The 13,088-nt window shown below is 42.5% G+C and carries 14 protein-coding genes; 12 read left to right on the forward strand and 2 right to left on the reverse strand.

The window, feature by feature from the left end; all coding sequences use genetic code 11:
- The first annotated feature begins 25 nt into the window (after window positions 1–25).
- The 9 genes from JUB15_RS06905 (at window position 26) to JUB15_RS06945 (ending at window position 7,583) form a co-directional block, all read left to right on the forward strand.
- A complete protein-coding gene (locus JUB15_RS06905; protein ID WP_207511643.1) occupies window positions 26–694 on the forward strand; it encodes a hypothetical protein in 669 nt (222 codons plus the stop codon).
- The gene (locus JUB15_RS06910; RefSeq protein ID WP_207511645.1) at window positions 655–1,401 is read left to right on the forward strand and encodes a sensor histidine kinase; all 747 of its coding nucleotides are present in this window, start codon (window positions 655–657) and stop codon (window positions 1,399–1,401) included. Before JUB15_RS06905 ends, JUB15_RS06910 begins: the two co-directional genes overlap by 40 nt.
- A gap of 18 nt (window positions 1,402–1,419) precedes the next feature.
- Entirely contained in the window at window positions 1,420–2,091 is a 672-nt protein-coding gene (locus JUB15_RS06915; protein ID WP_207511647.1) for a response regulator transcription factor, read from the forward strand.
- Window positions 2,092–2,780: 689 nt separating this feature from the next.
- The gene (locus JUB15_RS06920) at window positions 2,781–2,924 is read left to right on the forward strand and encodes a hypothetical protein (RefSeq protein ID WP_207511648.1); all 144 of its coding nucleotides are present in this window, start codon (window positions 2,781–2,783) and stop codon (window positions 2,922–2,924) included.
- Window positions 2,925–3,193: 269 nt separating this feature from the next.
- A complete protein-coding gene (locus JUB15_RS06925) occupies window positions 3,194–4,267 on the forward strand; it encodes an AAA family ATPase (protein ID WP_207511650.1) in 1,074 nt (357 codons plus the stop codon).
- A gap of 23 nt (window positions 4,268–4,290) precedes the next feature.
- Complete coding sequence (locus JUB15_RS06930; protein WP_207511652.1) at window positions 4,291–4,773, forward strand: ribonuclease H-like YkuK family protein; 483 nt, start codon at window positions 4,291–4,293, stop codon at window positions 4,771–4,773.
- A gap of 56 nt (window positions 4,774–4,829) precedes the next feature.
- Window positions 4,830–5,384 (forward strand): slipin family protein, encoded by a 555-nt coding sequence (locus JUB15_RS06935; RefSeq protein WP_369411516.1) that lies wholly within the window; start codon window positions 4,830–4,832, stop codon window positions 5,382–5,384.
- A 157-nt stretch (window positions 5,385–5,541) separates the two neighbouring features.
- Window positions 5,542–6,108: a DinB family protein gene (locus JUB15_RS06940; RefSeq protein ID WP_207511654.1), complete on the forward strand. Its 567-nt coding sequence runs from the start codon at window positions 5,542–5,544 to the stop codon at window positions 6,106–6,108.
- Window positions 6,109–6,119: 11 nt separating this feature from the next.
- Window positions 6,120–7,583, forward strand: a complete 1,464-nt coding sequence (locus JUB15_RS06945; RefSeq protein ID WP_207511656.1) for an RtcB family protein — start codon at window positions 6,120–6,122, stop codon at window positions 7,581–7,583.
- A 52-nt stretch (window positions 7,584–7,635) separates the two neighbouring features.
- Here the strand turns inward: JUB15_RS06945 and JUB15_RS06950 are convergent, their stop codons facing one another.
- Window positions 7,636–8,736 carry a metallophosphoesterase gene (locus JUB15_RS06950; RefSeq protein ID WP_207511658.1) on the reverse strand — a complete coding sequence of 367 codons (1,101 nt, stop codon included), beginning with the start codon at window positions 8,734–8,736 and terminating at the stop codon, window positions 7,636–7,638.
- 206 nt (window positions 8,737–8,942) lie between these two features.
- Here JUB15_RS06950 and JUB15_RS06955 point away from each other — a divergent pair, with 206 nt between their 5' ends.
- Window positions 8,943–9,476: a hypothetical protein gene (locus tag JUB15_RS06955; RefSeq protein ID WP_207511660.1), complete on the forward strand. Its 534-nt coding sequence runs from the start codon at window positions 8,943–8,945 to the stop codon at window positions 9,474–9,476.
- Window positions 9,477–9,488: 12 nt separating this feature from the next.
- On the opposite strand, the gene JUB15_RS06960 is transcribed toward JUB15_RS06955, so the two are convergent.
- On the reverse strand, window positions 9,489–10,667 hold the full coding sequence (locus JUB15_RS06960; RefSeq protein ID WP_207511662.1) for an acyltransferase family protein: 1,179 nt from the start codon (window positions 10,665–10,667) through the stop codon (window positions 9,489–9,491).
- Between the two features lie 868 nt (window positions 10,668–11,535).
- Between JUB15_RS06960 and JUB15_RS06965 the strand changes: the two genes are divergently transcribed.
- Together JUB15_RS06965 and JUB15_RS06970 are read left to right on the forward strand one after the other, a co-directional pair.
- Window positions 11,536–12,042 (forward strand): UpxY family transcription antiterminator, encoded by a 507-nt coding sequence (locus JUB15_RS06965; RefSeq protein ID WP_207511664.1) that lies wholly within the window; start codon window positions 11,536–11,538, stop codon window positions 12,040–12,042.
- A 24-nt stretch (window positions 12,043–12,066) separates the two neighbouring features.
- Window positions 12,067–13,077, forward strand: coding sequence for a Gfo/Idh/MocA family protein (locus JUB15_RS06970; protein ID WP_207511666.1), 1,011 nt, complete (start codon window positions 12,067–12,069; stop codon window positions 13,075–13,077).
- The last annotated feature ends 11 nt before the right edge of the window (window positions 13,078–13,088 follow it).

A 13,088-nucleotide genomic window follows, 5' to 3' on the forward strand; every position in this document is an offset into this window, starting at 1 on the left:
ATGACTGAGATTTTTTTGTCAAACAATGGATGCTACTACCGTACGATTTATTTTAAGTTTAAGCATCGGTATTGCTGTAATAATCGGGATAGTAAGATTTCGAAGGATAGATCCGTCTTACTATCCCTTCATTTTTGATGCTATTGCAGCTTTGGTTATTGAGATAATACACCGGATCCTGATGGAAACCGGGCACCCCAAGTTGTTCACTGTCTTGCTGAATACTTTTTCCTATCTGGATTTCTTCTTCTTTACATGGCTGTTTCACAACTGGGGGCTGTTTAACAGGAAGAAGTCGACCTTCATTACGATCGCCGGTATATTCTTTATAATATGGGTTGTAACCAATGTGATATTTACAGGCTTTGTGAAGGATAATTTGTATTTTTTCATCGTATATTCATTTGCGCTGATCTTCTTCAGTGTAAGTACATTCAACAAAATGGTGGTTCATGAGCGCTCCAGTATTTATAAGAACCCGAAATTCTGGATTTGTTTAGGCGTTATAATTTTTTATTCGTTCTTTGTAGTATGGTCATCGACCGGCATCTCATTATTCATGCACAATACCAGCAGGGAATTCAGACGCGGATTACAGGCTATAAATGTATATTCAAATTTATTGGTTAATCTTTTGTATGCAGTAGCAGTTATATGGATACCCAGGAAAAAGAACTTTACCAGTCTCTTTTGATAGTAGTAGGTGTAGTGGGTATAACCTTACTTTATTTTATTATAACCATTATACGCTATCAGCGCCGCAGCCTGAAACTGCACAAGGAAAAGATACAGGCTGAAATTGATACATTGGAGAAAGAGCGCCGGCGTATAGCGTCTGATCTGCATGATGAACTGGGTCCCCTCCTGTCTGCCGTTAAACTTCAGATCAACAGCCTCAATACTACCGACCCTGACGATGAGGAAATGATCCGCAAATCGAGCACTCATCTCGATAGCATCATTCGGAAATTGCGCGAGATCTCGAATAACCTCATGCCCAATACGCTGGTGCGCAAAGGGCTTCAAAAGGCCATTACCGAATTTATTGAGAATAACCGCGATACCTATGGATTAGAAATAAGGTTTATATGTGAGCAGGACATCCACCTGAACCAGCATAAGGAGATCAACATTTACCGCATCATACAGGAAATTCTTCACAATACCATAAAACACGCCCAGGCCTCCCTGTTGATTATTAAAATGGTAACAGAGGGCAACCGTCTTTTGCTGATGACGGCCGATAATGGGAAAGGTTTTGATTATTTTGCCAAAGTAAAAGACAATCCGGGCCTCGGACTTCGTAACTTGCAGAGCAGGACCGAGGTAATGGGGGGTGAGCTTACCTGTCAGTCTGAGCCGGGAAAAGGCACCACCTATACGATTGAAATTCCACTTTGACCAGAACCAGGTGTTTATATGAAAACATTGGGCAATATAAAGGTTGCTATTGCCGACGATCATGAGATTTTTCGCGACGGATTACGGGCAATGTTGCAGAAGCAACAGGATATTCTATTGGTGGCTGAAGCAGCCAATGGAAAAGAATTGATAGAACAGGTAATATCACAGGAGCCTGATATTGTGATCAGTGACGTAAAGATGCCTGTTATGGACGGGGCTGCCGCCACCCGGCATCTTACCGAAAACTACCCCCACGTAGGTATAATCGCATTGACCATGTTCGATGAGGAAGATCTGATCATCGATATGCTGGAAGCCGGGGCCCGCGGCTACCTGTTGAAAAATGCAGACAAGAATGAGATCATAGAAGCCATCAAGTCGGTATACCAGCAACAACCCTATTATTGCCGACACACTTCGAACAAGCTGGCCCAGATGGTAGCCAAAAGTAAGTTCAACCCCTATAAGCAAAAACAGAAGCCCGAGTTCAATGAACGGGAGATCGATATCATTGCCGATATATGTAATGGGCTCACCAGCAAACAAATTGCCGAAAAGATCTTTCTGAGTGTACGTACCGTGGAAGGATTGCGGTTAAAGATCATGGAGAAAATGGAAGTGAAAAATACCGCCGGTATTATCATCTATGCCATAAAGAACAATTTGTATAAACCGGGCAACATATAAGCCTTTGCCAGAGAAAAGCCGCATTGACTACCGCATCATTGTCTTCAATTAATCCTGATGTATAACCGAAAACAGGTGCACGCAATCAGCGCGTGAAAAAATATTTTTAAAAAAACTTTCCAAATTATTTGGTGTAATTGAAAAAATATTAACACCTTTGCATAAACAAATCAACAAACATGAATCGCAAACATTTAAACATAGAGGCACAATACGGTTGGAGTCCGATTGGTGACTTTACTGTTTGCGGGGCGTGTTACGCTGAAGAATAAGTTGAATAAACGAATTCAATATAACACAGGCCCCGCAAGGAATTGCGGGGTTTTTTATTTGGCCGCTGTTTAAAAAAATTAACAGACCAGTGGTGTCATGCCCATTTTTACTAACAACATTTAAATAAGTATAAAAGAATTGATGCCGATACCGATGCAGAACATACGACGAATGAAGTTAGATAGTTCAAGGCTACAGTGGAATACGTGTGCGAACGCGAAAGGAGTTGTGTGTTTTGACGGCAGCAGAAAAGAGAAGCATATACGAATACGACCAGGTTGTGTTTAAACGAAACTGTAATAAACAGGCATCGAATAAATGGCCCGGTCGACAAAAACGACCGGGCTTTTTTATTCTATCGCAGTGCCCGGCTGCTTAATAACATAAACTTCAACAATGAAGAAAAAGGAAGGTAGATGATGAAATTATTAATGAGTGTATTTGTGATCAGGTTCATTGCTGCTTTATTCGACAACAAAGTGAAAGCGAACAGAAAGAACAGGCAAAAGCAGGAAGATCCAATAGAAGCACGGCACCCGGCAGCATTTCAGATCAGATAAAAGTGATTAAAGATACGAGTTCAAAAAGGAGGGAAATAAGCGTCCGCCGGCAGGCTTCGCTTCGCTGAGCCGCAAAGGCGTAGCGGATGCTTTTCCAAAAAACATTCATTGACCATTAAACCTGACTATTGGTCTTTCGAACCAGGTGGATGAGTTCGAGCCTCATACAGACTACTAAATAAACGGTTATGCGTACTCGTGTAATGAAATAGTTAGTGAATCTTTCTTGTTACAGGAATCATGCATTTATTAACTATTTAAGGAAAAATATGGACAATTTATTTACGCAGAAGGCCATCAATGCCAATAATGTATTTGATGACCGCTTTCTGGATGTGAAAATATTATACCTGTACTATTATAACCGGTTGCCAAGTTTGAGTTACATAGGTCAGATCGACGGCGAAAAACTGTTCAACGCGTTAAAGGTAAAGTACGAAGTGCGGATTAAGAACATACATAAGTTTCGCTGGTATAAAAGAAAAGACCGGCAATATCAGTTCGGTAGAACGGTAATTGTTTTTGAAGAGAATTGCCTGATTGAGATCACAACGAATTATTGTGATATTCTGCATGATGGCTTATGCCCTGAGTTGGTGACAGCTATAACTGAATTAGCTGCCCAATACAAAGAACGGCAAAGACGTCAGCCGCTTGAGATCAATTTGATCGCACAAAGCAGCGACGGGCTTGAGTTAAAGCCAATGGAGATCAAACGGACAAAACTTGACCTGGATCTTTTCTATGAAGACGACTTTAAAGAAACGGATGAGATCATCAGGCAACGGCTCAATAAGAAGAATGATAAAGGAATTGTGTTGCTGCACGGGTTGCCAGGTACCGGAAAAACAACCTATCTGCGCTACCTGATAGGAAAGATAAAGAAACGGGTTTTGTTCCTTTCGCCTACAGTAGCAGGCAACCTGATGAACCCTGAGTTTATTGAATTGCTCATTGATAATCCCAATACGGTGGTGATTATTGAAGATGCAGAGAATATAATCATGGATCGCAAACATAATTCCGGTTCAGCGGTATCGAACCTGCTGAATATCTCTGACGGTTTACTGGCTGATTTTCTGAATGTACAACTCATATGCACCTTCAATAATTCGCTCACGCTGGTAGATAGCGCCCTGATGCGAAAAGGAAGGTTGATAGCAAAATATGAGTTTGGAAAATTAAGTGTGGCTAAAGCGCAACGGTTAAGTGAACATCTTGGATTTAAAACCAAAGTAAATACACCAATGACCATTGCAGACATAGCTAACCCACATGAAAAAGAACAGCCGGGGGGCAGGGTAGAAGTGATTGGTTTCAGACGCAATTTGATTGAAAACTAAAATACACAGAATGGAGGTAAGTCATGGAGCAGCATCGTTGGAGGCGGCTGGATGGTACTAAGATCAAAAGACCCATTGAAGATGAAGTAAGGACCGTACTGGTTCGTGAAAAAGAGATGGGGCATACACTGAAAGTGTGTATTGGTACCGATAGCCAGGTTAAGGGAAAAGAAACAGAATTTGCAACGGTAATTGTGTTCATCCGTAAAGGGAAAGGTGGTTTCATGTACATCCACAACGAAACCAGCCAGCTAAAGATGAACATTAAACAACGTATGCTGATGGAGGTTTCGAAAAGTATTGAGATAGCGTACGCGTTATGTGGCCTGTTTACTATTTATAATGTAGACATGGAGGTGCATGCCGACATCAATACCAACCACAACTTTAAAAGTAATGATGCGTTGAAGGAAGCCATGGGTTATATCATGGGAATGGGATTCGAGTTCAAAGCGAAACCCTATGCTTTTGCCAGCTCATCCTGTGCCAATAAAGTGGTTCAATGAAATGCTTATCCGGGGATCCCGGTCTTTGGATACGTTTAAAATAATTATAGGCGGAGATCAACGGTCAGGAAATCCTGACCAAAGATAAGGCCGCGCTGCGGATCAATGCCTGGGCACAGTACAGGGTAACCGATATTGAAAAGGCCATGTTGCAGAACAAGGACTTCAGTTACCAGCTGTACATGGTGTTTCAGCTCGCCCTGCGGGAGTATGTGGGTACACTGCCATTTGATGAACTGTTGGAGAAGAAAGAAAGTATTACGCCCTTTATTCTGGAAGCTGTAAAGGCAAGCACAGAAGCACTGGGTGTGGAAGTGAGTGGTTTTGGTATTCGTGATATTATTCTGCCCGGCGATGTGAAGGAGATCATGAACCAGGTGTTGATAGCCGAAAAGAAAGCCCAGGCCAACATCATCATGCGGCGTGAAGAAACAGCCAGCACCCGCAGCCTGTTGAATACTGCCAGGCTGATGGAAGAAAATGCGATGCTGTGGAAATTGAAGGAAATGGAATATGTTGAAAAGATCGCTGACAAGATCAGTAATATCAGTGTGAATGGCAACGGTGTACTGATTGATCAGCTGAAGCAGATCCTTGTGTCCCAGAAATGACCAGGCTTTGATAAGCGCCGAAATATAAACTGTACATAGAAGTGTACGATGGATCATCAGTTGTATAGCCTTGAGAAGTAAAGCAGTCCCCGGTTGGCGGGGCTGCTTTTATTTCCATTCGCTTAAGCTGTAATAAGAAACCGTAAAGCTATAACGTATGATGACAGAAGTGATCAATAGAATTGAAACAGAGTTGAACCAAACCTTTGATGAATTATTCAAATGGTTTAACATCGATAATGAGCTATTACAATATGCGCCGGACAATAAGGGATGGAGCATTCATAAAATACTGGAACATATTTCGTTAACGAACCATTATTTGTTAATGTTGATCAGTAAGGGAACCAGAAAAGCATTGGAAAGATCAAAGAAAGAAGATTTTTCAGGCATGTTGATCGACTATGACCTTGACTGGGAAAGATTAAAGGTGATAGGCCAGCAGAGATCGTTTGCATGGAGCCGGCGGGGTCACATGGAGCCCCGCGGCAGAATGCCGGTTGCCGAGATCCGGCACGAGCTGGAACGACAATTGAAGCAATGCTATGGGTTACTGTTAACATTACAGCAAGGTGAAGGCGTGTTGCATAAAACTATGATGAGCGTAAATAATTTGGGTAAGATGGACGTTTATCATTTCATCTACTTTTTAATTCAACACGCCAAACGGCATATAACACAAATGGAGCGTGTTGAAATTGAGTTTAATCTCGGCGTGAGCTAATAAAACAAACTATGGCGAAATTAAAAATAACAGGAAAAGAGTTGCGGGCAATAGGTTATCCCGAAGGACCGGTGATAAGCATTGCTATGAACGTAATGGAAAAGAACTATAAGCATGAGAAAAAGGAGGATGTGATGGAGTTATTGAAAAAGATCTTAAGTGCTCCTGTGGAGTATGAAAATGATGCAGTGCTGGGCCTGATAGCCCAACAACTGATACCTAAAAAATCAGCAGAACCCGGAGAAGAAATTGCTTTGAATGATACAGGGATCCCATTCAATATATTCGGAGGTGAATTTATTGAAGAAGGGGCTATGCATCAAATGAAACAGGCAGCCCGTTTGCCTATTAGCGTGGCGGGGGCATTAATGCCCGATGCACATGCCGGCTACGGATTACCGATTGGGGGCGTACTGGCGACAGAAAATGCGGTAATACCTTATGGTGTAGGCGTAGATATTGGTTGCCGGATGTGTTTGAGTGTTTTTCCCATCAATCCAAAAGAATTGGTGCGGCGGGAACATTTCTTTACACGCGAGCTCAATGAAGCAACCCTTTTTGGAAGCGGCGCTGTTTTTGAAGACGCTGCCGATCATGAAGTGATGGAACGGAAAGAATTTGATGAGCTGCCTTTGCTGAAAGGACTGCAAACAAGAGCCTGGAAACAATTAGGTTCGAGCGGATCAGGAAACCATTTCGCTGAATTCGGATTGGTTGAAGTAACAGAGAAAGATGTTATACTGGGTATCGATGCAGGGTTGTACATCGGATTGTTAACGCATTCCGGGTCAAGAGCATTGGGCGCGAATATCGCGAATCACTATACCAGGATCGCAAGAGAAAAAAGACGGTTACCCGGTGATGCCGCCAACCTGGCCTGGCTGCAATTAGATGAACCGGAAGGGATAGAATACTGGATGGCCATGAACCTGGCTGGTGATTATGCATCTGCCTGCCATCATGTTATTCATAATAAAATTGCAAAAGCGATAGGCGAAAGTCCTATCACTATGGTTGAAAATCACCACAATTTTGCATGGAAGGAAATGATGGTGGATAATGATGGAAAAGTAAAGGAACTGATCGTTCATCGTAAAGGCGCAACGCCCGCCGGAAAAGATGTATTGGGGATCATTCCCGGATCAATGACCGCTCCTGGCTTTATTGTAAAAGGAAAGGGACAGCCAGCTTCTGTTTCTTCCGCATCACATGGCGCAGGAAGAAAAATGAGCCGAACCAAAGCATTGAATTCGATTACGCATAAAGAATTGAAAGAGCAGCTGCAGCGTTCGGGCGTAAAATTGCTGGGTGGCGGCCTCGATGAAGCGCCGCACGCTTACAAGGATATTGAAGTAGTGATGAAAAGCCAGTCGGCGCTGGTTGATATCGTAGGTAAGTTCTCGCCCAAAATTGTAAAAATGGATGGAACTGAACCAAAGAAATGGAAAGTAAAGAACCAATTGGACGGTGAATAATGATAGATGTCCGTCCCTGTTAAAACGGGACGGCATTGTCATTTTATAACCATTAAGTAGTTGATATTTTTTCGAACACATAGGAAAGCGGGCTTTGCTCCAAAATGATCCGGCGAGATTGCCCGTTTTCTTCTTCCCATTTTACCAGCCTGATACTATCCCCCTCAATTTCTATTCCTGTAATATCGCCGTCGGCAAAACAACAGCATCCGCTATTGAAGTAGGAAGGGATCACCATCGTTTTATGAAATTGCTTGCCGGCATATTCGACCTTTCTTTTTTCCAGCTCCGCCGTTATACTTTCAACTGCCGCTTTATCATCCAGCTTTCTGGCTTTTTCCAGTTGTTTGTTCAGCCTTTCTATATGGTCGAGTGAAGCAAAAACCGGTTTATGCGTGTGGCCGGAAATGAACAGCAGGTCTTTTTGGGTGGCGCTCCATTCATACATCATGATGTTGTGTTTATCAACCAGCTCAAAAGAGTCGGATGTTGAATTAATGCTGATCTCAAGAAAGCGTTGCAATGGCGTCCAGATGGCAGCAACGAACCAGGTGCTGAAAGCATTGCCATCGCTCCGCTGATCGCCCTGGTGGCCATGTGTACATAGAATTGAATACGTCCGGTTATTATAGGTAGTTGTAAGTAACAATCCCTCATACACCGCCAGCTGATCGCCAAATACTGGTTTCAGATAACGGTTGCGCGGTATGTCAAATTTCCATTGCAGGTCGTGGTTGCCGAATATGCGGTAATAACGGTGCTGTTGTAAAAAGCGTAACTCAGCCTGAAAGCCCGCTTTGTTCTTTTCCATCACAGTCTCAGGTTTGTTCTCCCATAACTCTTCACAGTCCCCAAGGTTGATGAGATGGAATCCGTTGTTGTAATAATAGTCAAGGGCATTCAGGTAATTCTTTTCCGCCAGTTTGAAATCATCTGCCAGATCACCGGCTCCTTTATGTTCATCGGAAAGAATAACGAATTTGCCGCTGGAAAGGTCGAACGGAATGATAATGCCACAGCTTTTTTTATTCCTAATGTTTTGTAGAAGCGCTGTTAAAGAGGCAAAGATCTTATCTTTTCGCGGCGAGGCTGAAAACCGTTCAGCCAGCCAGGTAACAGGTCTCTTTAACAAACGTTGCAACAACTTTTTCATGCCGAAAATCAGGTTTTTTTCAATTCCCTGAAATGTATTACTTTAGTAAGATAGCAAATCACAGTAAATTAAAGATCAAACGGGTTGATTGTTTACGCAGGTTTAATCGTAAGTAAACCTGGTCCTCTCCTGAATCCTGCCCTGCTATTTCAAACAGGCAGTTCTTACCAAATGCAGTATTGCCTGTGAACAAAACACATGCAGCAATGAAACAACTTTCGTTTGCAACTCCCACCAATTTACAACGCTGGTTTTGGGTATTGTTGGCCATTAATTGCTTTTTTATAATCGCCTCTAAATGGTATATGCAGCCTTTGGCGACGGATGAAATCGTTCGGTTTGAGCTTGCCAAGGAGCTTTCCGTTGCAGAAAGGGTTATTCAGGAATGGGAAACCCACGGCAAACTGAAGCATGCCATCATTGGCATTTATATTGATTTTCTGTTTATACTCTTATATACTTCAGGTTTATCGGTTGCCTGTGTTTATTTCGGCCGGTTAAGCGGTCATGAAATATTGATGCGTACCGGTAAATTCTTTACCTATCTGTTAATAGTTGCTGGTATTTGTGATGTTATTGAGAATATTGCCATGCTGAAAAGTCTGCAGGGAACAGCTACGCGCTGGTCGGTCTTGCTGGCTTATGATATGGCCACCACAAAGTTTTCCATAGTGATCCTGTCTGCGCTGTTCATGGCGGTTTGCCTGGTGTTCAGGTTGCTAAGGAAAATAGTTCTATAGAATATTGTTATACTACACTTTGATATAGATCTTCTTCTTGTCCATAAAGTACACGATCATCCAGTAAAAGGCAATCATACAAATGGCGTAGAGTAAGGAACCGTTTTTCAGGTTGGGAGAAATGGGTTTGCAAATATGTTGGTAGAACCAGGGCAGTGCACTGGTATATACTTTTTTGCCTTCTTCATCAATATGATCAACCCAGCGAAACAGGGCAATGACCCGGGGTAAAAATCCGCTGAGGAAAAATATGAACAGGGCATTTTTGCCAAACACATCAAAAAAGCGGCTCCAGGCACCTTTCGCTTCTTTAAATTCGATCAGGAAGATACATAATGAAAGGACCAGTATGGCCAGCCCGGTCGTATGCAACACGTAGGAGCTTGTCCATATTTTCTTGTTGATCGGAAAAACCATATCCCAGGCATAACCGGTAAAGATCAATAAGCAGCCGGCTACGAATAAATGAGAAAGCATATCGAAATTCTTTCCCTTCTGTTGAATATAATAGCCTACGAAATAGCCAAAGATCACCTGCACAATGGAAGTGATGGTACTGGTGATTCCTTCAGGATCGAATGCTACTCCTTCACCATGATACATGTGGGGGGCACCCAGGATGTCTTTATCCACCTGCACGCCGAAGTATCCGTTCAGGCTGTAAGGATCGGCGGGGTTGCCTAAAAATAAACACAGCATCCAGTAAGCGAGTAACAATACAAAGGCAGCGACAAAAGCGCCTCTTATTTTAAAGAAATAGATGATCAGCGAGGCGAATAAATAACTCAGGGCAATACGTTGCAACACTCCCATGATACGGATGCCGATAATATTATTGTTTGCATCTGCATATTCCCAGGCTTTGAAAACAAGCTGCTCATTGTTCCAGCGCACGAAAGGCGACCAGTTCAGAAAAAAACCAATGAGGAAGATAAGCAGGGAGCGGGTGATCACTTTTTTAAGAAAGGCGGCCGTTCCCGCCGCTTCGAGCCGGGGCATAACGAAAGCCAGGGCATTGCCGACAGCAAATAAGAAGAAAGGAAAAACCAGGTCGGTAGGCGTGCAGCCATGCCATGGTGCATGGGCCAACGGTGCATACAGGTTCGACCAGCTTCCGGGGTTATTTACCAGGATCATAAAAGCAACCGTAGCGCCCCGGAAAACATCAAGGGAATAGAAGCGTTTTTGCAAGGAATTACATTTAAGAGGAAAGATAAGGAACCTGTAAACAGTAAACAACAGCCAGCAAGCAAAGCCGGCAATTCAGTAGCTGTAACGGGTTTGCGGCTTTTTACGAACAGGCGATAGCTTTTACACAATTACAATATTTGATAATTCGCGGGCGTTTTTGGCATCAAAATACAGGTAAACAAGCCTGTAAACAAGCTTTTGATACCAATGAAGAAGTCCCTTTGCATACCGGGCTGATTGGATGGATGCAGGGCGGCTAGAATCGATTTATTAGGTTAATAAATAATACCTGGTTTTGCGGCGTGCGAAAAGCTGTTTATTGAAATGATTATTTACCTTGCGGCATTTGCTGGCGAGTACGGTAAAAATATAGGATTCCCCTCTTTAATGTGTTTTTTCGATTATTGATAAATGGTTGGGACTGAGAAAAGGGCATTTTTAATTGAAAAATAAGAGTTTAAGATTTTATGCACATGTTTATACACATTAAAAAACACCTATATTTGCACCCGTTCAGGTAGCATTTACAGGCTTTTGCCAATGGAAGTACCGAATGGTTAAAACTTCCATGCTTTAGAATAAAAACATGGAAAGAATTCCTGTGGACGAGCTAATTGTTACACTAAATATATTCAATAGTGGAAGGGTATAAGGAGTACTTCATTGAAGTGGCTCACTTATGCCCTTTTATTTTTGTGCCCTTTGGTAAGCGAACTTGGCTTAAGTAGTTTTTAGTCAATCAGTTACAGAAAAAGTGCTGGGACTGACGAGGCGAAGCTATGCCCGGTTTTAACCGGAAATTTTTCAGGGTTCTTGTGAATATTACAGTTGAAATGTCGTTTTGTTAAACCTGGTCTTTTAATATTTTATGCCTGCAACATCTAAAAAATGGTTTGCTGTTTATACCCGGCCCCGCTGGGAAAAGAAGGTGCATAAGCTATTGGAAGAAAAAGGAATTGAAAGTTATTGCCCGCTCAACAAAGTGCATCGCAAATGGAGCGATCGCATTAAGCTGATTGATGAGCCCCTGTTTAAATCCTATGTATTTGTGAAGGTGAATGAAGAAGAAAAAACGCCTGTTCGTATGACGAACGGGGTGGTGAACTTCATTTACTGGTTGGGCAAACCGGCAATCATTAAGGAAAAAGAAATCCTGACGATCAAGAAATTTCTGAATGACCATCATGATGTAGAGGTGCGTTCTTTAGACATCAAAGCCGGAAATAAAGTAATGGTGCAGGGCGGCATATTAATGGGTAAGGAAGGCACCATAAAAAAAGTACTGCACAAAAAAGTTGAAGTCGTTATAGAAAGTATAGGATTTGTTCTTTCAGCCTATATTGATAAATCAAAAATTGTAGTTCTTGACAAATAAGCGATGCGTTAGGAATTCAATTGTATGAAGAAAATACGGTTTGCCATTATAGGTTGTGGAAGAATTGCTCAACGACATGCTGCACATATTACCAACAGAGGGGTACTCGCGGCAGTTTGTGACGTAGTAAAGGAAAGGGCCGATGAGCTGGCACGGCAATATGATGCAACTGCGTATTACACGATAGAAGAACTGTTGAAAAGGGAGGCCGGATTAGATGTAGTCTCAGTTTGTTCGCCAAACGGGTTGCATGCAGAACATAGTATAAAGGCGTTAGAGGCGGGATCGCATGTGTTATGTGAAAAGCCAATGGCCTTACGCGTTGCGGATTGTGAATCTATGATCAAAGCTGCAGACAAAGCCGGTAAACGTTTGTTCATTATAAAACAGAACCGGTATAACCCACCGGTGGAAGCTGTGAAAAGAGTCTTGGATGAAGGAAGGCTTGGAAAGATTTATAGTGTACAGCTGAATTGTTTCTGGAATCGTGGTGCAGATTATTATGCCAACTCCTGGAAAGGCAGTTTGAAAATGGATGGCGGAACGCTTTTCACGCAATTCAGTCATTTTATTGATCTCTTGTATTGGATGTTGGGCGATATAATTCAGGTGCGGTCGATGATGCACAATTATGCGCACCAGGGGATCATCGAGTTTGAAGATACCGGGGCCGTGCTGTTGCAATTTGCCAATGGTGCCATGGGCACGATCAATTATACGGTGAACAGCTACGGGAAAAATATGGAAGGCTCACTGACCATTTTCGGCGAGAAAGGCACGGTGAAGATTGGCGGTCAATATTTAAATGAACTGGAGTATCAGCATATCCAGGATTATAAAATAGAAAACTTACCGGTAGGTAATATTGCCAATCAATATGGTACATACCAGGGTTCTATGAGTAATCACGATAAGGTGTATGATAATCTTCTGGATGTGCTGCATAACAACGGATCCATGACTACCAGCGCATGGGATGGGCTAAAAACGGTTTCCATAATTGAAAAAATTTACAGCACTGCTGTTCATATATGAACCAACCTACT

It is taken from the genome of Longitalea luteola, from assembly GCF_017356035.1.
In the GTDB taxonomy this organism is placed as follows: Bacteria; Bacteroidota; Bacteroidia; order Chitinophagales; family Chitinophagaceae; genus Niastella; species Niastella luteola.